At 39.0% G+C, this 26,657-nt stretch carries 26 protein-coding genes; 23 read left to right on the plus strand and 3 right to left on the minus strand.

Going from position 1 to position 26,657, the window contains the following annotated elements:
- The first annotated feature begins 2 nt into the window (after positions 1 to 2).
- From ACOOE0_RS05315 to ACOOE0_RS05390, 16 genes are all read left to right on the plus strand, one after another.
- On the plus strand, positions 3 to 1,256 hold the full coding sequence (locus ACOOE0_RS05315; protein WP_420401434.1) for a sulfate adenylyltransferase subunit 1: 1,254 nt from the start codon (positions 3 to 5) through the stop codon (positions 1,254 to 1,256).
- A gap of 139 nt (positions 1,257 to 1,395) precedes the next feature.
- On the plus strand, positions 1,396 to 3,081 hold the full coding sequence (locus ACOOE0_RS05320; protein WP_420401435.1) for a DUF6909 family protein: 1,686 nt from the start codon (positions 1,396 to 1,398) through the stop codon (positions 3,079 to 3,081).
- Between the two features lies 1 nt (position 3,082).
- Complete coding sequence (locus ACOOE0_RS05325) at positions 3,083 to 4,126, plus strand: hypothetical protein (protein ID WP_420401436.1); 1,044 nt, start codon at positions 3,083 to 3,085, stop codon at positions 4,124 to 4,126.
- A 22-nt stretch (positions 4,127 to 4,148) separates the two neighbouring features.
- A complete protein-coding gene (gene pseB, locus ACOOE0_RS05330) occupies positions 4,149 to 5,174 on the plus strand; it encodes a UDP-N-acetylglucosamine 4,6-dehydratase (inverting) (RefSeq protein WP_420401437.1) in 1,026 nt (341 codons plus the stop codon).
- A complete protein-coding gene (gene pseC / locus ACOOE0_RS05335) occupies positions 5,164 to 6,315 on the plus strand; it encodes a UDP-4-amino-4,6-dideoxy-N-acetyl-beta-L-altrosamine transaminase (RefSeq protein WP_420401438.1) in 1,152 nt (383 codons plus the stop codon). Before pseB ends, pseC begins: the two co-directional genes overlap by 11 nt.
- On the plus strand, positions 6,308 to 6,973 hold the full coding sequence (gene pseF / locus ACOOE0_RS05340; RefSeq protein WP_420401439.1) for a pseudaminic acid cytidylyltransferase: 666 nt from the start codon (positions 6,308 to 6,310) through the stop codon (positions 6,971 to 6,973). Before pseC ends, pseF begins: the two co-directional genes overlap by 8 nt.
- A gap of 24 nt (positions 6,974 to 6,997) precedes the next feature.
- Positions 6,998 to 7,921, plus strand: coding sequence for a ketoacyl-ACP synthase III (locus tag ACOOE0_RS05345; RefSeq protein ID WP_420401440.1), 924 nt, complete (start codon positions 6,998 to 7,000; stop codon positions 7,919 to 7,921).
- A gap of 9 nt (positions 7,922 to 7,930) precedes the next feature.
- Complete coding sequence (locus ACOOE0_RS05350; RefSeq protein WP_420401441.1) at positions 7,931 to 8,176, plus strand: acyl carrier protein; 246 nt, start codon at positions 7,931 to 7,933, stop codon at positions 8,174 to 8,176.
- Complete coding sequence (locus ACOOE0_RS05355) at positions 8,166 to 9,038, plus strand: hypothetical protein (protein ID WP_420401442.1); 873 nt, start codon at positions 8,166 to 8,168, stop codon at positions 9,036 to 9,038. The genes ACOOE0_RS05350 and ACOOE0_RS05355 overlap by 11 nt, the downstream gene beginning before the upstream one ends.
- A 2-nt stretch (positions 9,039 to 9,040) precedes the next feature.
- Positions 9,041 to 10,081, plus strand: coding sequence for a hypothetical protein (locus ACOOE0_RS05360; RefSeq protein WP_420401443.1), 1,041 nt, complete (start codon positions 9,041 to 9,043; stop codon positions 10,079 to 10,081).
- A gap of 5 nt (positions 10,082 to 10,086) precedes the next feature.
- Positions 10,087 to 10,689 (plus strand): hypothetical protein, encoded by a 603-nt coding sequence (locus tag ACOOE0_RS05365; protein ID WP_420401444.1) that lies wholly within the window; start codon positions 10,087 to 10,089, stop codon positions 10,687 to 10,689.
- Positions 10,690 to 10,702: 13 nt separating this feature from the next.
- A complete protein-coding gene (gene pseI / locus ACOOE0_RS05370; protein WP_420401445.1) occupies positions 10,703 to 11,716 on the plus strand; it encodes a pseudaminic acid synthase in 1,014 nt (337 codons plus the stop codon).
- Between the two features lie 50 nt (positions 11,717 to 11,766).
- Entirely contained in the window at positions 11,767 to 12,996 is a 1,230-nt protein-coding gene (locus ACOOE0_RS05375; protein WP_420401446.1) for a lipopolysaccharide biosynthesis protein, read from the plus strand.
- Positions 12,977 to 14,005, plus strand: a complete 1,029-nt coding sequence (locus tag ACOOE0_RS05380; protein ID WP_420401447.1) for a polysialyltransferase family glycosyltransferase — start codon at positions 12,977 to 12,979, stop codon at positions 14,003 to 14,005. Before ACOOE0_RS05375 ends, ACOOE0_RS05380 begins: the two co-directional genes overlap by 20 nt.
- Before the next feature lie 860 nt (positions 14,006 to 14,865).
- On the plus strand, positions 14,866 to 15,273 hold the full coding sequence (locus ACOOE0_RS05385) for a DUF6418 domain-containing protein (RefSeq protein ID WP_420401448.1): 408 nt from the start codon (positions 14,866 to 14,868) through the stop codon (positions 15,271 to 15,273).
- Between the two features lie 22 nt (positions 15,274 to 15,295).
- Positions 15,296 to 16,528 carry an O-antigen ligase family protein gene (locus ACOOE0_RS05390; protein ID WP_420401449.1) on the plus strand — a complete coding sequence of 411 codons (1,233 nt, stop codon included), beginning with the start codon at positions 15,296 to 15,298 and terminating at the stop codon, positions 16,526 to 16,528.
- A 12-nt stretch (positions 16,529 to 16,540) separates the two neighbouring features.
- Here ACOOE0_RS05390 and ACOOE0_RS05395 read toward each other — a convergent pair whose 3' ends face one another.
- Positions 16,541 to 17,692: a sialidase family protein gene (locus ACOOE0_RS05395; RefSeq protein WP_420401450.1), complete on the minus strand. Its 1,152-nt coding sequence runs from the start codon at positions 17,690 to 17,692 to the stop codon at positions 16,541 to 16,543.
- Between the two features lie 4 nt (positions 17,693 to 17,696).
- The gene (locus ACOOE0_RS05400) at positions 17,697 to 18,770 is read right to left on the minus strand and encodes a glycosyltransferase (protein ID WP_420401451.1); all 1,074 of its coding nucleotides are present in this window, start codon (positions 18,768 to 18,770) and stop codon (positions 17,697 to 17,699) included.
- Between the two features lie 41 nt (positions 18,771 to 18,811).
- On the opposite strand from ACOOE0_RS05400, the gene ACOOE0_RS05405 reads away from it, so the two are divergent.
- The 4 genes from ACOOE0_RS05405 to purD all read left to right on the plus strand — a co-directional run bounded on the left by ACOOE0_RS05405 (position 18,812) and on the right by purD (position 23,677).
- Complete coding sequence (locus ACOOE0_RS05405) at positions 18,812 to 19,816, plus strand: NAD-dependent epimerase/dehydratase family protein (protein WP_420401452.1); 1,005 nt, start codon at positions 18,812 to 18,814, stop codon at positions 19,814 to 19,816.
- Between the two features lie 185 nt (positions 19,817 to 20,001).
- Entirely contained in the window at positions 20,002 to 21,276 is a 1,275-nt protein-coding gene (locus ACOOE0_RS05410; protein ID WP_420402199.1) for an exopolysaccharide biosynthesis polyprenyl glycosylphosphotransferase, read from the plus strand.
- A gap of 77 nt (positions 21,277 to 21,353) precedes the next feature.
- Positions 21,354 to 22,346 (plus strand): UDP-glucuronic acid decarboxylase family protein, encoded by a 993-nt coding sequence (locus ACOOE0_RS05415; RefSeq protein ID WP_420401453.1) that lies wholly within the window; start codon positions 21,354 to 21,356, stop codon positions 22,344 to 22,346.
- A 59-nt stretch (positions 22,347 to 22,405) separates the two neighbouring features.
- Positions 22,406 to 23,677 (plus strand): phosphoribosylamine--glycine ligase, encoded by a 1,272-nt coding sequence (gene purD, locus ACOOE0_RS05420; protein ID WP_420401454.1) that lies wholly within the window; start codon positions 22,406 to 22,408, stop codon positions 23,675 to 23,677.
- 49 nt (positions 23,678 to 23,726) lie between these two features.
- On the opposite strand, the gene ACOOE0_RS05425 is transcribed toward purD, so the two are convergent.
- On the minus strand, positions 23,727 to 23,948 hold the full coding sequence (locus tag ACOOE0_RS05425) for a DUF6341 family protein (protein WP_420401455.1): 222 nt from the start codon (positions 23,946 to 23,948) through the stop codon (positions 23,727 to 23,729).
- 39 nt (positions 23,949 to 23,987) lie between these two features.
- Here ACOOE0_RS05425 and ACOOE0_RS05430 point away from each other — a divergent pair, with 39 nt between their 5' ends.
- From ACOOE0_RS05430 to ACOOE0_RS05440, 3 genes are read left to right on the plus strand one after another with little or no spacing between them, the layout of a single operon-like run.
- Positions 23,988 to 24,920, plus strand: a complete 933-nt coding sequence (locus ACOOE0_RS05430; RefSeq protein ID WP_420401456.1) for a DUF6427 family protein — start codon at positions 23,988 to 23,990, stop codon at positions 24,918 to 24,920.
- 36 nt (positions 24,921 to 24,956) lie between these two features.
- The gene (locus tag ACOOE0_RS05435; RefSeq protein ID WP_420401457.1) at positions 24,957 to 25,562 is read left to right on the plus strand and encodes a DUF4254 domain-containing protein; all 606 of its coding nucleotides are present in this window, start codon (positions 24,957 to 24,959) and stop codon (positions 25,560 to 25,562) included.
- Positions 25,546 to 26,595 carry a glycosyltransferase family 9 protein gene (locus ACOOE0_RS05440; RefSeq protein WP_420401458.1) on the plus strand — a complete coding sequence of 350 codons (1,050 nt, stop codon included), beginning with the start codon at positions 25,546 to 25,548 and terminating at the stop codon, positions 26,593 to 26,595. Before ACOOE0_RS05435 ends, ACOOE0_RS05440 begins: the two co-directional genes overlap by 17 nt.
- The last annotated feature ends 62 nt before the right edge of the window (positions 26,596 to 26,657 follow it).

Raw genomic sequence — 26,657 nt, forward strand, 5'->3', positions numbered from 1 at the left:
AGATGTTAGACAACAATCAGTTATTACGATTTACCACTGCTGGAAGTGTAGATGATGGAAAGAGCACCTTAATTGGGCGACTCCTTTACGATTCCAAGTCCATTTTTGAGGATCAATTGGAAGCCATTGAAAACACGAGCAAGCAAAAAGGACATGAGGGTGTTGACCTAGCACTTTTTACGGATGGGTTGCGGGACGAACGGGAACAAGGAATCACCATCGATGTGGCCTATCGCTACTTTACCACCCCAAGACGGAAATTTATCATCGCAGATACACCAGGTCATATTCAGTATACCAGAAATATGGTAACAGGAGCCTCTACGGCCAATGCCGCAATTATTCTGGTAGATGCCAGACATGGGGTAATTGAACAAACCAAACGACATGCGTTCATTGCCTCCTTGTTACAAATTCCACATATAATTGTGTGTATAAATAAAATGGACTTGGTTGACTTCAAAGAGGAAGCCTACAACAACGTAATTGGTCAGGTCGAGGAGTTTTCATCCAAATTATTGGTGAGAGACGTTCGTTTTATTCCAATAAGTGCCTTGTTGGGGGATAATGTGGTCAACAGATCGGAACATATGGACTGGTATCAAGGAGCACCTTTGCTACATACCTTGGAGACCATGCACATCAGCAGCGATATCAATAAAGTGGATGCCAGATTCCCTGTGCAAACCGTTTTGAGGCCGCAAAGTGAGGAATACCGTGATTATCGCGGATACGCTGGGAGGGTTGCAAGTGGGGTGTTCAGGAAAGGGGACGAAGTGACCGTGCTACCATCGGGGTTTACTTCAAAAATAAAATCTATTGACACCAATAATGGGGAGCTGGAAGAAGCTTTTGCCCCTATGTCCGTTTCCATTACACTGGAGGATGATATTGACATAGGCCGAGGCGATATGATTGCACGCTCCAACAACAAACCAGAACCCAGTCAAGATGTGGAAGCCATGCTTTGTTGGTTGCACAATGACCCTGCCAAACCAAGAGCAAAATACACGATCCGGCATACCTCCAATGAGCAGACAGCCATGATCAAAGAGGTTGTTTATAAAATTGACATAAACACGCTCAATAGAAAGCCAGACGATGTTGAATTGGGAATGAACGATATCTGCAAGGTGAGAATAAGGACCACAAAACCGTTGTTGATCGATTCATATAGGGAGAACAGAACTACGGGAAGTTTTGTTTTAATTGACGAGAACACCAACGAAACGGTGGCTGCCGGTATGGTAGTTTAACCAACAAATAACGGCCTGTATTCCAGAATGCATTGTTAGGGTTTGTTTCAAGCATTCTGCCGGCTTGTAGCTTATTCTTATTTGATTTAGCATTTAGGCTCAGCTTTCGTAGGAATTCATGTATTTTTGTCGCTAAATTATGATGACCACCAAAGTAAAACAGGCGACTCGCGCACAGGAATCCACTAATGCCATAGAGCGACTTTATATTACCATGCGCCATTTACTGAACCGCGGGTTTTATAAGCCATCGGGAGTATCGGGCAATGCCCTTAGGACCGCCCTTCTGTTATTAAGGCCTGAGATTTATGGTTCTGTTGCAGAGGATAAGGCAGAGCTGAACGGACTTATTTATGTTTTGGAGCGATTGCCGGAAGGCATAGAGGAATGCCGATTTATCAATCTTACCTCGGATGAGGGATTTTCCAAATCACATTTGTCAGCCATCATTCCCCCTAAAAGAAGACGTAATTGCTACCGTATTGATGAGGAGCAAATGAACATTGAAATTACTCGTGGCCGAAGCGATATCTATGATATTCTTACCCACCTTACGTTTCTGTACATTGAATCGGGAAAGATCTGCAAACGGGTGTTGGTGGACCAAACCGAAACCATTAGGGACTGGGATAAGCTTTCGGAATTTATCACAAGTGAAGAAAAGAGTAGCGCTGAACGGGAAATCGCCATGATTCATGCAGCCAACATTCTAGGCAGGACTTTTGAGGAGGTGGTTGAGATTCAGGATAAACTTAGAACAAAGGAAAATCCTGATCGCTTTTTGGATGTGATTTATTGGCTTGGGAAGTTGGCCATTGAGGAAGAAACAACAGGCTTAAAACGGACCATCACTTTTAGCCCGCTATTACGTGAAAGATTGGGGCATCATATTCATGGAGAACGATGGGCGGACATGATCAAACAAACCTTGATCAAAAACGGTTTGTTGGAGCGACCCCTTCACATTATCAGTGCTAACATGCACAGTGTCATGAATTCCTTGTTTGCCAAAAAAACCTTGTCCAAGGAATTGCCGGAAACAAAATCCTTGGACATTTATGAAGCTTTGAGTTCGTCTGAAAACAAAGAGTTAAGAAAAAAAGTGCAGCAAGTGGCCGAAAAGAACGGGATGCTGTTTTTGGATGACGCGTCCGGAGCCAATATTGATGTTCAAATTTTCGATTCGGCCAAATTTGGTGCCAACGCTTGCTGTTATGACTTTCCAGATGGAATTTCTGAGGCAGACAAACCTGTTATCTTTGTAATGGATTACGCATTTGGTGAACAGGCGTATGAGACTATAGACGAGCTATTAAAGCCAATAGAGTATAAGGGAAAGAAGCAATTTTTGAATGTGGATTCCATCTCCGTTATGGGTAAAGCTGGGATCTTGGAAGGAGGCAAGGGGGATTTGATGATTCCTTCGGCCCATATTTTTGAAGGATCTGCTGACAATTACCCTTTTGACAACGAATTGTGCAAGGAAGACTTTGAAGGGCATGACCTACTGGTTTTGGAAGGAGCAATGGTAACTGTTTTGGGCACGTCCTTGCAGAACAAGGATATCCTCAAGTTTTTTCATGAATCTACCTGGAACGTGATCGGCCTGGAGATGGAGGGGGTGCATTATCAAAAGGCTATTCAATCAGCTTCCAAGATTCGGAAAAGCATTAAAAAGGATGTAAAAGTGCGGTATGCGTACTACGCCTCGGATAACCCATTGGAAACAGGGAGTACCTTGGCATCAGGAGGACTAGGAACCACAGGGGTAAAACCAACGTACTTGATAACAGATCGGATTTTAAAACAAATATTCAATTCATAAGATGGCAGATCAACCAAATAACAACAGTAGTTCGGACGAAATAGACTTGGGCCAGTTATTCCAAATGGTCGGAAGGGTAATTGAGCGATTCTTCAACTTTATAGGTTCTCTTTTCAAAGGAGTATTCCATTGGATTATTCTACTCCTTCTTTTTATTCAAAAGAATTTCATTGTTCTTTCAATTGCTGTAGTAGCTGGGGGCGTTGCAGGATATTTTTTAGACAAAAACTTACCTGAAAAGTATATTTCCAAAATGGTCGTGGAGCCGAATTTTAACAGCGTCCAACAATTGTATAACAACATTGATTTTTACAATGATTTGGCCAAAGCCCAGGATTCAACCACTTTGGCAACAGCACTGAACATAACTGAACATGAAGCTGGAAGCATCAAGGAGATCTTTGTTGACTCTTACTCTGACGAGAACCAAAAAATAGAACTTTTTGATGGCTTTATCAAAAATTTGGATACCACAACGATAAAGACCATAGATTTTGAAAATTATCTAAAGAATTTCAATTCCCTTGACGCAAGATTTCATCAGATTTCTGTTGTAAGTATAGACAATAAAGTGGCAAAAAAGATGCAGCAGGCTATCATTGGGTCTATTTCGGTAAATGACTATTTCAAACTACAAAAGAGAATCAATGATGAAAACTTGGATTTACAAGAAAGAATTTACCAGAAGCAATTAACTGAAATAGATTCGCTTCAAAGCCTTTATAGAACAGTTTTAATCAAGGGAGCTGACAAACCCATGCAGGGTACAAATATTAACTTGGCAGAAAATGGAGAGTCCCAAAACAAGGAACTGGCTTTGGTACAGGAACGGGAGGTGTTAAAAGAAAGACTGGTTGAGCTAAACCGTGAAAGGGCAAACAAATCGGAGATTTTAAATGTTATTTCCGATTTCCCAACCCGAGGAGTAAAACAGAAAGGGCTTTTAAAAAGTTATAAAGTTTTGTTGCCGCTGATATTATTAGGGATGGTATTTTTCATATTGGCGATTTTGCGCTTGAACACTTTTTTAAAACAATATAAATAATTAGAAATCAAGTAATTAGACTATGACTTTTGAGGGTAAATCACTATTAATTACAGGGGGTACGGGATCTTTGGGCAAGGCTTTGACTAAGGATATCTTATCAAACCACCCTGAAATAAGGAGATTGATTATTTTCTCACGAGATGAGCAAAAGCAGTTTCAAATGGCTCAGGAATATCCTGTTGATAAATATCCTCAGATACGATACTTTATTGGCGATGTCCGCGATAAGGATAGATTGATAAGAGCCTTTAAAGGTGTGGATTATGTAATTCATGCCGCAGCGATGAAACATGTGCATTTGGCAGAATATAATCCAGAGGAGTGCATCAAAACAAACATTGGTGGAGCACAAAATGTTGTGGATGCCTGTTTTGAAACAAATGTGGAGCGGGTAGTTGCACTTTCAACGGACAAAGCCTGTGCCCCGATCAATTTGTATGGGGCAACAAAACTTACGTCTGATAAATTGTTTGTAGCCGCCAATAACATTAAAGGGAGCAACCCCATACGGTTTTCAGTTGTTCGCTACGGAAACGTGATGGGATCCAATGGATCTGTAATCCCTTTTTTTATAAAGAAAAGCAAGCAAGACGGAAAGCTTCCTATAACTGACCCAAAAATGACACGCTTTAATATTTCACTACAAGGAGGCGTCGATATGGTTATGCATGCATTGGAACATGCTTGGGGAGGAGAGCTTTTTGTTCCAAAAATACCGTCTTACAAAATAATGGATGTAGCGGAAGCCATAGGCCCCGAATGTGAAAAACCTATCGTTGGCATACGGCCGGGAGAAAAAGTACATGAGGAGATGATAACCGTATCGGACTCTTTTTATACTTATGACCTAGGAAAATACTATGCAATACTCCCCGTTACCCATTCATGGAAGTTGGACGACTTTATCAAAACCTTTAGCGCCAAAAAAGTTCCCAATGGATTTAAGTACAATTCTGGGGAGAACGAAGAATGGGAAACCGTGGACAGTCTTAGAAACCTCATCGCCGAACATGTGGATTCAAGCTTTAAAGTAAATGAAGAATAAAATAATCCCTTATGGCCGTCAGCATATTGACGAACAGGACATAGCCGCAGTTGTTGGAACATTAACTTCTGATTTTTTAACGCAGGGCCCTAAAATCCAAGAATTTGAAAAAAGTTTCGCGGACTATGTTGGCGCCAAATATGCGGTGGCTGTCAGTAATGCAACTGCAGGGCTACACCTTTCAGTTGCGGCATTGGGAACAAAAAAGCATGATCGCGTAATTACCACACCAATTACGTTTGCAGCTACGGCAAATTGTATTCGCTATGTTGGGGGTGAAGTCTGGTTTGCTGATATTGACCCGGACACGTATCTTCTATCCTATCAAAAGACGAAAGAACTGATAGAAAGTAAACCAAAGGGGTACTTTAATGGAATCATACCTGTCGACTTTGCGGGGCTCCCAGTAGACTTGGAGCAATTTCGTGAGCTTGCCGACGAACATGGGCTGTGGCTAATTGAAGATGCATGTCATGCCCCTGGAGGTTATTTTGTTGATTCAACGGGCAAGAAACAGTTTTGTGGGAATGGAAATTATGCAGACCTAAGTGTGTTTTCATTCCATCCGGTCAAGCATATTGCCTGTGGTGAAGGAGGCATGATTACCACCAATAAAGAAGAATTGTACCAAAAGCTGCAGTTATTAAGAACACATGGTATTACAAAGCAAAACATGGAGGAAAACCATGGAGGATGGTATTATGAAATGCAGGAGTTGGGCTACAACTATAGATTAACCGATGTACAATGTGCCCTAGGGATAACGCAGTTGTCCAAAAATCATGAAGGGGTTAAGAAACGCAATCTAATTTCTCAGAAGTATCAACAAGCCTTTAGGGACATGATAAAGTACCAAGATTTACCTGAGGGATTTTACAATGCCCATCACTTATTCGTTATTGAGGTTGAGAATAGATTGGATCTATATGAACATTTAAGAGCACATAACATCTTTGCTCAAATACATTACATCCCAATACATAAGTTGCCTTATTACAAGCAAATAGGATATGGTGAAGCTGACCTAAAAAGTGCCGAAGCATATTATAAGAGATGTATTAGCCTGCCAATGTATCCGACATTGGAGCATGAAGAGCAGATGTTTGTGATAAATAAGGTTTTAGAGCATCATCATGGGTAACTTGGCAATTATTCCCGCTAGGGGAGGAAGCAAAAGGATTCCTAAGAAAAATATAAAGGACTTTTTAGGAAAGCCAATCATTGCTTATTCAATTAACGCTGCATTGGACAGTAATCTTTTTGACGAAGTAATAGTATCAACAGACAGCAATGAGATTGGGGACATAGCAAAAAAACATGGGGCAACTGTCCCTTTTATGAGATCAGACAAAAATTCTGATGATTTTGCGACGCTGGCCGACGTAATGGAGGAAGTGTTACAACCATATAAGGACAAGTATACGTATGCATGTTGTATTTTACCCACTGCACCTTTGATAAAAGCTCAGAATATTGACTTGGCATTAAAAGTACTTATTGAAAATAGTTTTGACTCTGTGCGACCAATTTCAAAATTTAGTTATCCCATTCAAAGGGCGATTAGGATAAGTTCGGATAATAGAATTAGTTTTATGAATCCGGAGTTTTTCAATCATAGATCCCAAGATTTGGAAGCGGCATATCATGATGCAGGACAATTCTATTGGATGAAGGTAGAATCAGGATTAAAAAGTGAAAACAAAGGCGCCATAATTATCGACGAAAGGGAGGTACAGGATATAGATTATAATGAGGATTGGCTGTTGGCGGAATTAAAGTACAAACAGATGTTTGGCTAAGGGATTATTTTAAAATAACTAAGCATGTTAGGAATAAAAGAAATAGGAGTATATATCCCATCGGGGAGGATATCCAATTTTGAAAGAATGGAGGAATTGGATACCAACGAGGACTTTATTCTCAACAAAATAGGAATTTCGAGTGTAGCCGTTAAAGCCAATGAAGAAGACACTTCAGATTTGGCCATCAAGGCATTTGGGAACCTTGAATCCAAAATAGAAATAGACAAAGAAAATATTGAGGTGCTAATTTTGGTAACCCAGTCACCGGACTCAAATATTCCCCATACCTCAGCCTTGGTACATAAGGCACTGGAGTTACCAGAGACATGTGCGTGTTTTGATATCTCTCTGGGTTGTTCAGGCTTTGTTTATGGTTTGTCCGTCATCATGAATTTTATGAAGGGAAATGGCATGAAACATGGGGTATTACTTACTTCAGACCCTTATACTAAAATCCTTGACCCAAAGGATAGAAACACTTCTTTACTGTTTGGAGATGCAGCAACAGCAACTTACATTTCAGATGAGCCGGAACTGTTGGCTGGGCAATTCAATTTTGGTTCAATTGGCAAGGATTGGGAGGGGCTTCATACAATGAATGGATATTTGAATATGAATGGCCGAAGTATTTTTAACTTTGCTGCCAGATATGTTCCAAAAGATGTAAATCAATTGTTGGAAAAAAACAAGATGACGATTGAAGACATAGACAGCTTTGTTTTTCACCAGGGAAGCAAGTATATAGTTGATACAATTTCAAAAAAACTTGGATTACCTAAAGAAAAAGTCATTTTTGATGCCATGGAATATGGAAACACGGTATCATCCTCCATACCCTTGATTATAGCAAAACAATTGGCCAACAAGGAAGTGAGGACTATTTTAATTTGCGGCTTTGGAGTTGGTCTTTCTTGGTCAAGCTCTATTTTAAAAAGAAAAAATTAGATAAACTATATGGAATTAACAGCTGGGAACCTAAAAAAGGTGTTATCAAAATCTTCTTCGCTGGGAGAGAAAGTGGAGGAATTTGACAATGAGAACGGTTTGACGGAACAAGGAGTGGATTCATTGGACATGTTGGATTTTTATCTAAATATCGAAGAAACCTTTGGGATTCAAATACCGGATGATGATATTGATAAGATGAAGTCGATTAATGATATTCTTGATTATCTGAAAGAAAAGATAGGTGAACACTAACATCCCACCAACTACCCCTGACTATTTTGAATTGCCATTTCATGGTAGTGGGACTTTTGAAGCGGATAATATTGCATCGCTTCGAACCGCAAATAGTACTTCAATTATTTTTTATAGCGGACACGATAAGGCTTACCTTGAAGAAATTAATGCCGGAATAGTCATTGCTGATTCAAAACTTCAATCATTGGTTGGGGATTTTAACTCAGGCGCTATAGTGTTTTCTCCTAAGCCCAAATATACCTTCTTAAAATTGCTCCAGGATTTTTTTGTAGACACTTTCTTTGAGCAAGATTTAAAAGAGGTCCAAGGGAACGGGGAGATTTCTAGGATGGCATACATTGAAAAGGAGGTGGATTTGGGTAAAGACTGCAAGGTTTATCCCAATGTTTCCCTTTTTAATCCAACAACGATTGGGAGTCATTCCACAATTTTGTCTGGAACGGTGATAGGTCTTCCTGGGTTGGGAGATTTATGGCACGAAGGAAGCTACCATAAATTTGTGCACCTGGGCGGGGTGAAAATAGGATCCAATGTAACCATAGGATCCAATGTCAGCATTTTGAAGGGTATGTTGGAGGACACTGTCATTGGGTCCGGAACCAGGATTGCCAACAATGTTAACATTGGACATAGTGTTCAAATAGGGAAAAACTGCTACATTTCCTCTGGAGTTACTATTGGCGGGGCCTGTGTTATTGAGGATAATTGTTGGTTGGCCGTAGGTGTTACTCTTACTGACAATATAAGGGTAGAAAAGAACTGCAAAATAGGCACAGGGGCAGTACTTATAAAAGATGCGTTGCCAGATAGCTTGTATCTGGGCAATCCAGCAAGAAAAATAGGTGATAGAGAAAAATAACAGTGCAAAAGAATGTCTTTGTTTACTGTAATGGAAATTCCAAAATAGGATCCGGTCATTTCTGGCGGTGTCTTAATATTGCAGATGAACTTAGGAAAAGGCAACTGGCAATAACTTTTTTGTACACCTCATTATCTGATAAATTACAACAAGTCCTTGCTGAAAAAGAATATCCAGGTACTGCATTAAATACGACTCTAAAAGAGGGATTTACGGAATACTTGAATGGACAATCAGGCAAGCAAAGGCGTAATTTGCTAATAGTGGATAGCGACTTAACCGAATTTTATGAACTCGATTTTCAGAATGCCGTAATCCAAACGGGAACGAAATTGATGATCATTACGGTGAATCCCAATTTTAAGTATGTTTCCCATCTAATTCTAAACCAAAACATACTCTCCCTCTCCCAGAACTATGATACTTCAAAAGAGACAAGAGCACTCTTTGGACCGGAATACTTTATATACAAACTCGAATACAGGGATGAAGGTGTAAGGAAAAAAACAAAAACTAATGGAGATGTATTGATTGCTTTTGGCGGTGCGGACCCATGTAATTACACCTTTCAGTTAATGAAATTTATTTTGACCAAGACAGAACTGGAACACATTAACTTCCATGTTGTGGTCGGTCCACTGAACCCGCAGTTAGATGATATAATGGAGATGTGCTCCGGTGTTGGAAATGTGAGCGTTTATTACAATACGATTAGAATGAAGGAGATAATGCAGTCATGTGCAATTGCTGTGTGTTCTCCTGGAATGGTATATTGGGAATCCATTTTATTGGGATTGCGTACAATTCTGCTTTCGAGTTCTCCTCGAGAAAAACCAATTGCAAAATTTCTCAATGACCAGCACTATGGGTTAACCATATCAAACTATGATGAACCATTATCCATTAAAAAATTTGAACTTTTGGAAAAAGAATTGGTTTTGGGAACCACTGAATTTTATTCAAGACTTGACCATCTAAGAGGAATGATAAACCCAAAAGGGGTTGAAAAGGTGGCTGAGGAAATAGAAAAAATCTTAATTTGAAGAAAATGAACCTCAATTTTAAATTTAAAGGCGACAGAGATTACGTTCACGGAACCGATATTTACACGAGACTTGTGGAGGTGCTTAAGCAAGAATATGAACCACTTGAAATGCTGGAATTAAGTTTCCACAAAGTTGCAAACAAGCAACTGAAAATGCTCGTATTGGAGCAGGAGGACAATTCTTTGGGTTTTTCCAATCAAGCGTGCATTTTTAAATTTAACCATAAAGGACAAAAGTATCTTGTGGGTTTATCCGAAACAGATGAGAACGTTAAAGAAAGATATGATTACGTCGAAAGTGAAATTGAACAAATGGCCGTAATCCATGCCCAAGAAAAGCGGATAGGATTAGCCCCTAAAGACAAATTTTCCAATATTGAACTTGTAGTCGCAATGAACAAGATTTTATTAAGCCATATTCTACCCGACCCCGGAAAATGGTATTTTGCTCGATTACAAGTGTCTGAAGATGTTAATCCAATTAAGGCATCTAACATCGAAATTCAATTGATAAAAAACATAGGGTCAAAAATCACTAAATCAAGCATAGCATTTGATGGTGAAATAATAGGAAATATATTCTTTTCCAAAGTCCCACAACAATAACCTAGTTAGAAGCATGGCAAAAGACAATTCCAATATTTTTATCATTGCTGAACTTTCAGCTAACCACAACAATGATTTTGAGTTGACGGTTAGAACCATTGAAGAAATGGCAAAGGCGGGTGCGGATGCCGTAAAGGTTCAAACGTATAGACCTGAAAGCCTGACACTGGATTTAAACGAGGGGTATTTTGCTCCCAAAACAGAAGGTCTATGGAAAGGATACACGCCATGGGAACTTTACAAAGAAGCGGCTATGCCCTACGATTGGCAACCTAAGTTAAAGATAATCGCAGAAAAATTGGGGATGCAATTTTTCAGTTCGCCATTTGACAGAGAAGCTGTGGATTTTCTGGAAAGTATGGGGAACCCTATATATAAGATAGCATCTTTCGAGATTACGGATATTCCGTTGATAAAGTATGCCGCTTCGAAGGGAAAACCTATGATAATTTCCACTGGAGTGGCAGAGCAAGAAGATATAAAGCTTGCGGTGGATGCATGCAGGGAGGTTGGCAACAATGACATTACATTGTTAAAATGTACCTCTAACTATCCTGCCGAAATTAAAGATGCCAACTTGATAACAATACCACATCTCAAATCGACTTTCAATGTCAAGGTGGGTCTTTCAGACCATACCATGGGAAGTATTGTACCTATTGTTTCCGTAGCTTTGGGAGCTACCGTAATTGAAAAGCACTTTGTTTTGGACAGGAGTTTGGGAGGTCCGGACGCCTCTTTTTCTATGGAGCCCCAAGAGTTCAAGGCAATGGTTGACGGCGTAAGAAACGCGGAAAAATCCTTGGGAAACATTTCATATGAGGTCTCGGAAAACAACAAACACAGAAGACGGTCACTTTTCGTAACGGAGGATCTAGAACCAGGTGAGATAATAAGCTCGAAGAACGTTAGATCCATTAGACCCGGTTATGGGATTCACCCAAAAGAATTGCCAAATATTCTGGGCAAAAGGACAAAGGTCAAAATAGCCAAAGGAGAAGCATTGAAATGGGAGTATCTGGATTAACTCATTCCACCTATTACAAATTTTCCAACCTTTTTTTGAGGGGCATTTCAATGGGAGCAAAATTCTTGTTTGCCCTTTATGTTTCCAAATTCATGCAAGTTGAAGAATATGGTGAATATACCTTGATGGTGACCAGTATAACATTTTTGATGTTCTTGTTGGGACTTGATTATTATAGCTATACCGCAAGAGAGATTTTGGCTACTTCGGGGGACAAAAAATTTGTGTTTATTAAGCATCAGTTTGTTTTTCACAGCTTGGTTTATTTATGCTTTGCCCCATTGATATACCTATTTTGCAGGCAATTTCTTTCCGCAGACTTTTTTATAGCATTTTATGTTCTGCTGGTTTTGGAACATTTCTCACAGGAGCTTTATCGAATTTTCATTTTTCACGATAAACATTTGACCTCCAATATATTGCTGGCTTTTAGAACGTTTTTGTGGGTAGTATTGATTTGTTTGGATGTGCAGGTTTTTGAGATACACTCCTTCTCAACAGAACTAATTTTGACCTATTGGATTTTTGGTAGTTTCTTCTCCTTTTTAATTGGCTTGTTTCTTCTCTATAAGGAGTATCCACAACCAATGGCCAATTTTTTTTCATTTTCGGATATCGACTTTTCAAAGATTCGAAAAGCGCTAATGATTTGCATTCCAATATTGGTTGGCACTATTTCATATAAATTAATAGAATACTCCGACAGGTTTATTATAGATATAATATTGGGAAAGGAGCAAGTTGGAATCTATGGCCTGTTTAGCAATTATGCAAATGTTGTGAACATTATTGTCAATACTGTGGTAACCCTTATGATTTTCCCAAAATTGGTGTCTTCGGTCAAAAAAAAACGGTACCAAGAGTACATTTTCTATAAGAAAAAATTCAGAAAGGAATTGATTTTGGTAACCTTTGGAATAAGTATTCTGCTTGCAATAACTATTTTTCCAGTTCTCGATTGGATAAACAAGGAAGAATACAATACTTTTATTACTGGGTTCTTTTTGCTTCTGATAGGCAATGTTTTCTTAAACCTATCTTTCTTGCCACACTATTTGCTATATTCCTTTAACAAGGACAAGAAGAACATCGCACCTATGGTTCTGGGAATGTTTTTGAACATAGCTTTAAATCTGATTTTACTGTTCTTTTTAGAGAATATTATTGGAGCGGCAATTGCTACTGCCGCAAGTTTTATTCTAATCTATTTTCTTAAAACGATCAATTGGTTTAGGTTTAATAAGGATTTAATATTTGAGAATGGGCAATACTCATCTTAATATCTTTGTTTCGATAACTCCCATGCACACGCGGAACTTTGAAAGTATTGTTTCAACGCAACACTTAAAAGGGCAAAATATTTTATTGAACCCAGGAGGTTTTATATATGATGGTAAATTATGGGATGAGGTGTTTAATGGAAATTTGTCGGTATCAAAGGAAACGAAACGGATAAAAAAAATTAAGTACCAATTTTATAAGATAAGGTGGTACAAAAGGTTTATAGTCCATATTGAACGCAATATTGAAAGTGCTGCGAGTTATGCTATTTATTATTCTCATTTAGAGGATGTGTTGAACAATTATTTTTTCTTTTCATTTAGGAAAACAAAGCCCCAAGAAAAAATCGTTGTTGAAGACGGGATATTGAACTATTATGAACGAAAAATTGAAAACAATAAGTCTTTTATATACTTTATCAAATTCCTTCTGTGTAGATTGCACAACATACCATTTAAATTTCTTGAAGGAAATATTACAGGGATAGATTACGAGCATGTAAAAAAACAGTATGTAAGATTACCTGAAGTTGCCATTGCTCCGGAAAAGGCGGTACAACTTCCTTTTGATAAAATAGCATATACTCCCTTGGACGGCACTTTCTTGTTCATAGGCCAGGATATAATTGCCAACGTCTGTGGCAACGAAGAATATGAAAAAAGAATTGCTTATTTTTTTAGTAAAATCAACGAGATAACAAACTTTGATCAACATAGAGACAGATTGATTTATAAGCCGCACAGAAATGGTGATTCGTTCCTGGCACGGAAGTATGGCAGGATCAATTTTGGAGATGCTTTTGAACTGCATGAGGACAATACACCCATTGAAGAAATGGTATCGGACATAAGGCCAAGTAAAATTTTTTCATTTAGTTCTTCAGGACTTCTTAACATCAAGTTGGCTTTGGCAGAGGACTCTGATGTTTGTTTTTATGCGCACCCATTTGCCTCTGCCCCCAGATTGGTTGAATTGTTTGAGAAGTTTGGAATACGAATATTGAGATGACATTTACCCTGGCATTAAATTTATTTTTGTTTTTGATTTTTTTGACCTTCTCGTACTATGCTCTGAAACGAGACTTCAAGATTTTCTACATTCTTTTGCTTTTTTATTTTCAAGGGTTTAACACCATTGCGTCTCTTACTTATATAGAAGAAGGGGTCTTTATAAATGAGCAGGGTAGGGACGGATACTTTGTTGGTTCGGTATTTTTTTACATAGTTTTCTTTTTCCTTACCATTGTTCTGTGCGAAAAAACGATAAAATATCTTGACAAGAATTTGGCCTTTTCAGATTTCAACATCTCTTTGTTTAAATTAAGGATAGGTTATAGATTCCTGCTGGTCTTCATAGTATTGGTTCTTTTTCTTTTGTATTTAAATGTTTACCTATCACCATCCCCAATTTTTAGTTCCGAAGTCACCCGATTTACCTATTGGCAAAACTCAAGGCTGAGTTTTCTAAACGGGGTTTTTGGAAATACTTCCATATTTGTGCCATTTGCCCTTGGAATATTGATTAGAAAATATAGATATCTGGCGATTGCACTTCTCGTGCTATATTTTCTAAATATGGTACTGATAGGCCAAAAGTTCTCACCAATAATTAGCGGATTATATGCCTTTTTTTTCCCTATAGTTATGAGGCTCGGGTCCAATACGCAAATAAGAATAAGAAGGTTCCTTACGGTAAGAACAGCACTTATTTTTTTAGCCCTATTCTCTATTGTTTATTACAAGTATTCTTTACACAATCCCTTCGTGCGCGCAGGTGCTGAAACGCCATTTGAGGCCATTATTTATAGAGCATTCGGATTACAGGCCCACATATTTTGGGGGTGTGTTGAAAACTACGTAACTCATGGTATGGAAAATACATGGAGGGTTTGGGAACTAAATCAAGGTATGCACCACCTTATGAGGCATTTTTACCCTGGGGATATTGAACAGCTTAATAGATCTATTAGTATCGGATTTAGTTTTACGAATGCCTATCCTGCCATCTTATTGCGAATCTTCCCTGTTTATCTTTCCTATTTTGCCCATGCCGTACTTATGATATTTGTTCTTGGCCCCCTTCTTTGGATGTTCAAGAAAATTATTACAGGTAAAAACGTAGTCTTTGCGGTGATTTCTTTCCAGCTTTTCAATTGGGTAGTTTATGCGTTTAAAATGGGATACTTTTACAAACTTCAAATCCCAGTGATTTTTGTTTTGTTCTATACATTCTTTGCTTTTATGGTATATCAGAGTAGGCAGAGTTCATTAACCTAACCCTTTGTTTTAAGTGAACTGGATGAGAGGAATATTGGGGAAAACCACTGGACGGGAACTGATAGCATATTCACTTATGTTATTAATGGCCTCATTGCCATTTTTGATGGTTTTGGCCCCAATAGTAATGGTACTATTTGTGGTAATGGTACTGTTATATGGTAATTGGGAGGAGACAAAATCCCGTTTAATGGGGAATAAGGTTTTCCCCCTATTTTTTATATACTATCTAATAGGGGTAATTGGCTTGTTCTATTCCTATCAACTTGGATTCAAGTATAGCAGAATAGCATCACAACTTCCCTTATTGCTGCTTCCCTTATTTGTTTCTATAGCAAATGTTGAAAAAGAACAAATTAAAAAGGCCAAATACGTCTTTGTTTGGTCCTGCCTTTTACTTTGTATCCTTGCGTTTGTAACACTCGGTTATAACCTGGCTTTAAATTATGAGCATAGGTTAAACTATAACTTTATTCAAAGGTCAATGTACCACTTTCATTATCCATATGATGTGCTGTATATCAATATAGCATACGTTTTCCTTTTGAGTGAGGAGAAGTTAAAGACTTTTCGTGGATGGATGGGCGCCGTTTTTTTCATTTTTATTCTTCTTTCAGGGGTTAGAATGGGGGTTTTTACTTTCGGTGTAATCAGTACGGTATACTTTATAAAGAATTTTAGGAAGATATATAGTCTTCAGTTCGTGGCAAAGGCAATTATTCTAGGAATAGTAGCGGTTCTTATGATCAGCAGTAGCAAATATGCTAAAGACAAGTTCTTTGATACACTATCCAATTTTGGCTTGGGAACCGAAAAATATGTCTCCGAGATAGGGTCGGATTATCATAAAATGTCATTGAGAACCATGTTATGGAGCAGCTCGTTCGAATTGATCAAATCCAAGCCTATACTTGGATTTGGACCCAATGGATCTCAGAAATTTTTGGAAGAACAGTATCAAAGAAATGGGTATTCTAATCTGGAAGGATTCAATTCTCATAACCAATTCTTGACTACTACGTTGAACCACGGAGTGGTGGGGCTATTTAGCCTGCTTTCAATTTTTATAGTTTTGGCTTATCATGCCATCAAGAAAAAAAACTGGCAGCAACTTTTATGCATTGTGGTTTTGTTTTTGGCCTTCAATACGGAGTCTATTTTAGTAAGACAAAAAGGAGTTTTTGTTTTTGCAATAATTCTAAGCTTAACTATGGTGGAAAAGGACAGTCGAAGTCTCAGGAAAAAAGTGGCTTGATTTAGACAAAAATCAGTTTTCCTTAATTTTTCTTATTTGAAACAAATATAAGTTTGCATCCTCATTTTGCAGATGCGAGGTTCCATCCATTTGATGAATTTTGGCATCGGTCACCATATATAGCCGATTGTTTAAGTCCAAATCCAAACTTTTGGGATAACCATAAAACCAATGGTTGGAAGGCAAAGGTCTGTTTTGTGTTTGTACATGCACATAATTTTGTGCGTTTTCAAAAACCATAGTGGCCGTTTGTCTATAAACCCTGAGCTCATTGTCGTGATTTTTTGAAGTATTGTATAGATACCTGGTGTTTCCGACCACTTCCAACATATCACTAATAGGGTCATAAGCCATGGACACAGGGCATCTGACAGAATATTCAAAATCGGCAAATAAATTGGTATTGCCGTCAAAACTGTAGTTCAGTCCATCAGAAGAACTAAACTGAAAAAAAGAAGGAGCTTCTTCCTCCCCACTTCCATTTCTGCACAAAATAATGCTTCTGCCATTTCCCAGATTAATTTGGAAAGGCTCTTGTAATTCCATAGAAGGTTCTTGGATGATTAGCGAATCATCCAAATGATTTGAGAAGTTATCTTTTGAAAAATACTTACGAACAGTACCATTCCGAAATGCAACCAAAAAGGAATGCTGCCCTGAATCGGAATTGACCATCCCAAAAGGTTGATTGGGAATGTTCTGAGTGTTTTGAATTTCATTGTAGTCAGACCATTCAGCGCCGTTACTACTTTTAATGAACCCAGAATCAATCGTTGTAGAATTTTCTGCATCAAACCTTCTAAAAACCACAATAATTTCACCAGAGCCCAAGGTTCCCACTACCAGGTTTCTGTCGTCAAACATGCTATCATAAATATCGAACTCGGATCCCCAAGAGACCCCATTGTCTGGACTTATTTTTCCCACGATTTTTCCATAGTTGCTAACATGGGAGAAGGAGGAATCCTTTCTGTAAATGGCAACAACATTATTCTCGCCCAGCCTAGCTAGTCCACCTTCAGAAACATGTCCGTTGGAAGATAAATCGTGAAAACCACTGATGTAATAATCGAACACTTCCCCTTCAGGCTCATAATCTGATGTGTCACAGGAAAAGCATAGAAAAATTAACAAAAGACAATAGCGCGCTTTTTTGGAACCCATAGGCTTACGTCAAGTAGATTTCCTTTAAGGTAGTAAAGTTCTTATGTTGGTCAAATAGAGATCTACATCTACTTTCAGAGTTTCGACCCATGCTACTAAGCTTTTCGGGGTTTTTGTAGAGTTCTCCAATACCGACGGTAAAATCTTCAAGATTATCGCACAGAAAACCATTATGGCCATGTTCAACAGCATCTTTGTTTCCCACCACATTGGTGGCAACTATTGGTTTTTCCAATGCCATGGCCTCAATAATGGTGAAAGGGAGTCCTTCCCATAGCGATGTTTGGATGTAAACATCAAAGGTGTTCACAAGCGCTATTGCCTCGGAATGGATTTTCCATCCGGTAACGTGGATATTGCTGCTGGTTAATTCGGTTTTCAATTGACCATCTCCTATCCATACAAATTCGATATCTGGGAAATCTAGAGCTACTTTGTTAAAAAGACCAGGGTTTTTTTGAGGACTGAGGCGTCCCATGGTCCCTATTGTAAACTTCCCGTTGTTATGGGGCTTCTTGAATTCGGAAATTTCGTTTGGAGACACCCCATTTCTCACTAATAAGGCACGCCCAATTTTTTTGGCATGCTCATACTCCGTATCGCCACAAGCTATTGTTGTACCACCAAATATCTTCGCAATCCACTTTTCCACAAAGAGGAAGAACCTTTTTTTACTATTACTTACATCTTCTCGTAAAAAGGAGTACCCATTTGGAGTGTAATAAACCTTGGCTTTTCGGTAGAAGGCCGAAGCAACACGCCCAAGGATGCTAGCTTTTGAGGAGTGAAGATGTATGACGTCCGGCTGTATTTTCCTGATTTGTTTCACCAAAGAAGCTATTGCCCTTAAATCTGACCCGGGATTAATTTCACGGGACATTGGTAGTTGAATCAGTGTAGTTTTTTTAGAGAAGTCCTTTGCAATTTTATCGAAATCGGTCCCATTGCGGTTTGGGCTATAAATCACATAATTTTCAAACTCCTTTTCAGAGTCAAAAAAACCACAAATTTCTTTTACATAGTTGTAAACCCCTGCGGCAAAAGGTTCCGTAATATGCAAAACTTTTATTTTTTTCATACCGTCAAAAATAAAACTATTTTTAAGCCGGATATACATATATGAATAGTAAAGTTGCCATAATTATTGGAGGATCGGGGTATATAGGCAGAAACTTATTGTTGTACTTTCTCGATAGGAATAGGTTTGACCAATACACTGTAATGGACATTAACCCTTTGGAGGGGTTTAAACATGAAATTGATTCTGGAAAAGTTGAATTCGTAAGAGCTGATGTTAGAAAAACACTACCAAACATTGGCATTAAAATGGATGGAAAAGAATCTTGGGTTTTTAATCTGGCCGCAGTACATAGAGAACCAGGTCATGACTTTAAGGAATATTTCGACACTAACATACCAGGAGCACAAAATGTGAATGACTTTGCCAATAATTTGGGAGTTAAAAACATTTTTTTCACTAGTAGTATTGCTCCATATGGGAGGTCTAGGGAACAGAGAAATGAATCTTCTAGCCTTTATCCAGAAACGGGCTACGGTATTTCCAAGGCAATCGCGGAACAGATTCATCAAAAATGGCTTAACCAAAATAGGGCAGAGAAAAGGCTCATAATTGTTAGACCTTCTGTCATTTATGGACCTCATGACCCAGGTAATGTTTTACGAATGATTAAGGCATTGAAAAAGGGGACCTTTGTCTTACCCAACGGAGGAAAAGTTATAAAAGCCTATGGTTACGTGTTTGGGCTTGTGGAAAGTGTAATGTTCACTATGGATTCAAGAAAAGAACCACTTATAGTTTACAACTATGCGGAAAATCCATTGGTTCCACTTAAGGAGATGACACAAATAGTTCGAAAAAAGTTTGGGTATTCAAGACCTGCACTTTCGGTGCCCACTTCGTTTCTGGCTGTTATTGCGGGAATTATACAGGTGGCTACCCGGATAGTGGGTAAAAAATCGGATATTCATCCAGTTAGGGTAAAAAAGGCAAGTTTCCCCACAAATATCAAACCTGGATTCCTGATAGAAAATGGATTTGATTTTAGATACGATTTCGAGAAATCCTTAGAGCACTGGAAATCCGTGGCACCAGATGATTTTTGATTATAAAATGGATTCGGATAGCCCATAAAATGGTAAATATATAGAGTGCCAAAAGGAATAATAGTATGTTTACATGATTAGACCGCATAACTAAACCTTTATCGAATTTGTTCTTTAGTAACTATAGATATTCAGGCCTTATTTTGCCCCTATCACTTTTATTGGATTTGATAGTAATAAATCTATTGGCCTATTACTTCCCTCTTCAGTTTAGATATCCGATTCTTTTTCATTCTTATATCACAATAGCTTGGATAGTTACGGCTTTCAAAGTTCAATTTTATCTTATTCATCGCTATACCAAGGTCACTCGTGTTTTGGTATTGATATTTAGGCAGTTCTTTTTCTTCTTCTTGCTCCAATATGCATTTATTGGGCTTTTTAAACAACCAAATATGAGTCGCTTGGCGATTGCGGAGTACTTATCAATGTCCTTGGTGTTGGTTTCAACCATTAAGTTTATGAACTATTATTTGTTGATGAAGTATAGAGGAAGGACAAAGGGAAATATAAGAAATGTTGTGGTTTTGGGTAAAAACAAGAAAACAGATCAACTAATATCGGTGTTTAAGGAGCGCACGGAATATGGCTATAATTTTGTAAAACAGTTTTCTTTGAAGGGAACAGAATACAATATTGAAAGTTGCTATAACTTTATTTTGGAGAACAAAATAGATGAAATCTATTGCTCCGTTTCTGAACTTAAGGATAATGAGTTGACTCAGTTCATCAATTTTGCGGACAATAATCTTAAAACGCTAAAGTTCATTCCAGACAACAAAAACATATTTGCCAAAAAACTAAAGTTTGAATACTATGATTATATCCCAGTATTGTCATTAAGGGATATTCCCTTGCTCAATCCAATCAATGCTTTTTTGAAAAGAAGTTTTGACATCTTTTTTTCCTTACTTGTAATTTTAGGTCTCTTATCTTGGCTAACCCCTTTATTGGCAATATTGATTACTTTGGAGTCCAAGGGCCCAGTATTTTTCAGGCAAGCAAGAAATGGTATAGATAATCGTGAGTTTTATTGCTACAAGTTTCGCTCCATGGCCCCAAACAACAACGCGGACAGTCATTCTGCAACAAAAAATGATATGCGGGTAACCAAGATTGGTAAAATAATAAGACGCACCAGCATTGATGAGTTACCCCAGTTCTACAATGTTTTTTTTGGTACAATGTCTGTGGTGGGCCCAAGGCCACATATGGTCAAGCACACCAACGAGTATGCGATGAGTGTGGACAAGTACATGGTGCGCCACTTTGTTAAACCTGGGATAACAGGGCTTGCACAGGTTAGAGGCTATAGGGGTGAGATCGAAAACGACATTGACATTCAAAACAGAATCAAGTTTGATATTTTTTATATAGAGAATTGGTCAATGTTTTTGGATTTTAAGATAATTGTCCAAACAATAGTCAATGCTTTTAGGGGTGAGGATAAGGCATATTGATTCCAATCATTAGTTTTTAAAAACTTTCTGCTGAATACAGGGCGGTATTTCTATTTTTGTGCTTTAAATGAAATTATATGAAAACTAAACGCATATTGATCACCGGAGCGGCGGGCTTCTTGGGATCCCATCTTTGTGATCGATTTATTGCAGAGGGATACCATGTCATTGGGATGGACAACCTCATTACAGGTGACCTAAAGAACATAGAGCACCTTTTCCCATTGGAACGTTTCGAGTTCCATCATCACGATGTGTCCACTTTTGTCCATTTGGGAGGCGAGTTGGATTATATTCTACATTTTGCGTCTCCTGCAAGTCCCATTGATTATCTGAAAATTCCAATTGAAACCCTAAAAGTGGGTTCTTTGGGTACGCTTAATCTCTTGGGCCTGGCCAAAGAAAAGAATGCCCGTATTTTGGTCGCTTCCACTTCCGAGGTATATGGTGATCCCCTTGTTCATCCCCAGAATGAGGAGTACTATGGAAATGTGAGCCCCATTGGCCCTCGTGGTGTTTATGATGAGGCCAAACGTTTTATGGAGTCCATTACTATGGCCTATCACCGTCATCATGGTTTGGATACCCGTATAGTTCGGATTTTCAACACCTATGGCGCCAGAATGCGATTGAATGACGGCCGAGTGGTGCCGGCCTTTATGGGGCAAGCACTACGTGGAGAGGATTTGACGGTCTTTGGGGATGGTTCGCAAACCCGGTCTTTTACATATATTGACGATCAGGTTGAGGGAATATTTCGCTTATTGATGAGTGACTTCGTGGAACCAATTAACATTGGAAATCCTGACGAAACTACCATTCTCGAGTTTGCAGATGAAATCATAAAATTGACAGGCACCAATCAAAAAATTATATTTAAACCCCTGCCAGTAAACGACCCATTACAACGACAACCAGACATTTCAAGGGCGAAGGAAATATTAAATTGGGAGCCCAAAGTGCATCGCTCCGAAGGTTTGAAGAAGGTCTATGATTACTTTAAGTCCTTGTCACCCGAAGAATTACACCAAAAAGAACATCGGGATTTTTCACATTTAAATGGGAAATAAACCTTTTTATGCGGCAGAGAGGTCCTCGAATTGAACTATTTTTGCCAAAATTTTGATTGATGAACATTCTTGTCCTTGGTTCCGGGGGTCGTGAACATGCGATTGCCCATAAGATTTCACAAAGCCCAAAAATCAACAATCTTTATGTCGCTCCAGGTAACGCGGGCACTTCCCAAATTGCCAGCAATGTTGAGCTTGGGGTGAATGATTTTGAAGGAATCAAAAATTTGGTTTTGGACAAGAACATCAATCTGGTTGTTGTGGGGCCGGAAGATCCGTTGGTAAATGGAGTACATGATTTTTTCCTGAACGACCCAGAACTGCAAAAGGTGTCCGTTATTGGCCCGCAAAAGGCAGCTGCTGCCTTGGAAGGGAGCAAGGAATTCGCCAAGGAATTTATGATGCGACATAACATTCCTACCGCTGCCTATCAAAGTTTTACTTCTGATAATCTGGAAGAAGGTTATGCCTTCTTGGAAACTTTGCAACCTCCTTATGTCCTCAAGGCAGATGGCTTGGCTGCTGGGAAGGGGGTTCTTATTCTCCAGAACCTCGAAGAGGCCAAAAAAGAACTTAGTGCCATGTTGCTCGATTCCAAATTTGGAAAGGCCAGCGCAACAGTGGTTATCGAAGAGTTCTTGGACGGAATAGAATTGAGCTGCTTTGTACTCACGGATGGAACCAATTATAAAGTCTTGCCCACCGCAAAAGACTACAAACGTATTGGCGAGGGAGACACAGGATTAAATACAGGCGGTATGGGCGCCATTTCTCCCGTTCCATTTGCAGATAATGCCTTCATGCAAATGATAGAGGAGCAAATTGTTATACCCACCGTAGAAGGCCTTAAAAAGGATCAGTTGCCTTATGTTGGATTCATTTTTATTGGATTGATCAAGGTTGGGAATCAACCCAAGGTCATAGAATACAATGTTAGAATGGGAGATCCGGAAACCGAAGTGGTTATCCCAAGGGTCCAAACAGATTTGGTGGATATTCTGACCGCCATGGCAAATGGAACACTAAATCAAATAGACCTTCAAATTGATGAAAGGGCGGCAACCACTGTTATGGCTGTTTCAGGCGGATATCCAGAGGCTTATGAAAAGGGCAAGGAGATAACGGGGATAGATAAGGTGGAAGGTTCATTGGTATTCCATGCGGGAACCAAAACCACAGAAGGTAAAGTGGTAACCAATGGCGGAAGGGTAATCGCTGTGACTTCTTTTGGAGAAGATTTCCACCAAGCCCTGAAAAAATCCTACAACAGCATGGAAAAACTCCATTTTGACGGGATATACTACCGCAAAGACCTAGGATTTGACCTATAGCCAAATAGCCAGGATTATCCCAAAAAAGAAAACGAATATCGGGGAGATATTATAGGTAAGTGTGGGAAGTGATACTCTTGTCTTCCTCGCCGTTGTCATTGAAAATCTTCAACTCCTTCATCCAATAAACCATGGCTACAAAACCGATAATGGTAAAGATCCAGTTTACAGTATTGGAGGCCCACCAGCTTTCCATAAAACGGAATAAATCATAAGGGGCAAAAAGGTAGTTTACAAATAAGTCTTCAATGCCGTAAAAAAACTTGCTCATGTTGGCTATATTTACTTTGCAAAAGTAGTAAAACCCGCGATGATTTCAAGCTTTTTCGGAAAAACAAAACCCATAAACTACATTGTTTTGTCCGTCTTTTTGGTTCTGTTCTATGGCTTGTTCCAAATTCTTCAAATCCATGGTAGCGAAAGGAATCTTTCTATCCCATTGGAAGTCTTGACCTTAGGCACGTTGATCCTGACCATTTTTGTAATCAATCAGATTATTAAAACGGAAAAAGTCACTGAGTTTAGCTCCTATGCCATGTTGTTTTTTGTTTTGCTCTTGGTCGCATTTTCTAACATTATTCAGGATAAAAATGCAATTTTTGCCTCCTTTTTTCTGTTGCTTGCCATTTGGAGACTCTTGGCCGTTAGATCAATCAAAAATGTGAAACACAAGATTTTTGATGCTTCTTTTTTAATATGTGTGGCCAGTTTGTTCTATGATTGGGCTATTGTGTTCCTAATTTTGGTGTTTGTGGTGATCAATGTATATGACAGGAAAACCGTAAAAAATTGGATAGTTCCCTTCATGGCTATTTTTACCGTTTTTGTTTTAACATTTGGGATTACAAGACTGTTTGGCATTTCTGAGTTTTATCAAATGAACTATCGATTTTCCTTTGGTTTTTTGGAAGATGGGGTTTTCACTCAAAAGGGCGTATTGCTGTCGCTAATTTATTTGTCTCTGGTAGGGGCGATGGCCTCCTTGGTGTTCCTTCAAGTAAGAAGAAAAGGAGGTGGTAGGTTGGTACCTTTACGCATATTGTTTCTGGCTTTTATTTTGGGAGCCATATTTTGTTTTCTCACCCAAAACGGAACAGCTACCATATTGATCACTTTTTTCCCTGCCGCTGTTTTTCTGACCAATTTTTTGGAAACTATAAAGCGTCCAAGAATCAAGGAATTGGTTTTGGCCGCTTGTATAGTGCTTCCCATTTTGCTTTTTGTTCAAAGCCTAAACCAATAAACCATAAAGCAATATCTTTGCGCAAATTGATACAACATGTTTAGCGCGTTTGCTTTTAGCATTTTTCAGGAGAGTATAGACACCTATCATATTAAGGACGACGTATACCAGGATTTTACAAATCCCTATCCCAAGGATCAAGTGGAACATTTGCTATATCGAAAAAATTGGATAGATACGGTACAATGGCATTATGAGGACATTATTCGTGATCCTGCCATTGAACCCACGGCAGCCCTGGATTTAAAGCGAAAAATCGATGCCAGCAATCAGGACAGAACGGACTTGGTAGAGTACATTGATAGCTATTTTTTTCAAAAATACCAATCGGTTCAAGTGAAGGAAGATGCCACCATCAATACGGAAAGCCCAGCTTGGGCCATAGATCGTCTTTCCATTTTGGCCTTGAAGATTTACCACATGCAAGAGGAGGTGGATCGTACCGATGCTTCGCAAGAGCACATTGAGAAGTGCTCGGCCAAACTTGCTGTGCTACAAGAACAGAAAAAGGATCTTTCTTCCGCCATTGATCAACTATTGGCCGATATTGAAGCGGGAAACAAGTACATGAAAGTCTACAAACAGATGAAAATGTACAACGATGATGAACTAAATCCGGTGCTTCGTGGACAAAAAGGGTAAACCTGTCCACATTTTGGTCATCCGGCTTTCGGCCATGGGTGATGTTGCCATGACCATTCCTGTTTTAAGTGCTGTTTTGGATGCGTATCCAGAAGTGAGATTTACTGTTCTTACCAAAAAACATTTTGCTCCCATTTTTTCACAACTGGATAGGGTATCTGTATACCACGCTGAGGTAAAAACGAAGCATAAAGGCCTAATTGGGCTATGGCGATTGTACAAGGAACTGTCCAAGTTTAAGTTTGATGAGGTTGCGGATCTTCATAATGTCCTCCGAAGTCGGATTTTGAAGAAATATTTTGCCTTGGATGGGGTACCCTTTGTTCAAATTGACAAAGGAAGAAAAGAAAAAAAGGCATTAACACAGAAATCCAACAAAGCCTTCCATCAATTAAAGACCACCCACCAGCGATATGCGGATGTGTTCTCCGAACTGGGTTACCCAATTAATTTGGAGGATGCAAAACCACTAGCCAGATTGCAACTTTCAGAAAATGTCTTGAAAGCGGTGACACAAGATGCCAAGAAATGGGTGGGTATAGCACCCTTTGCGGCCCATGAGGGCAAGATGTACCCGCTGAAACTGATGAGGGAAGTCGTTAAGGCACTAACAGATACCGATAAGTATAAAATATTGCTTTTTGGGGGAGGGGCCAGTGAAGTTGAACAGCTAAATGCTATTGCAGTATCCAATAGTAACATTCAAAATGTGGCAGGAAAGTTGAGTTTGGCCGAAGAGTTGGAACTAATATCCAATCTGGATGTAATGCTTTCCATGGATAGTGGCAACGCCCATTTGGCGGCCAACTACGGTATTCCGGTGGTAACGCTTTGGGGGGTTACCCATCCCTTTGCGGGCTTTGCACCCTTTGCACAGCCCAAGGAGAATGCGCTGCTATCAGACCGAAATGAATTTCCTTTGGTTCCCACATCGGTATATGGAAACAAACTGCCCAAAGGATACGAATCCGTGATGGAATCCATTCCACCGCAAAAAGTGGTAGATAGGCTTATCAACATATTGGAGAATTAAGAGGAAAATTTTTGTCAGTTTGAGTGGCAAATCAAAGATTTGGTGTGTCGAAAACAAGAAAA

The organism is Flagellimonas sp. (assembly GCF_965215805.1).
GTDB lineage: Bacteria > Bacteroidota > Bacteroidia > Flavobacteriales > Flavobacteriaceae > Flagellimonas.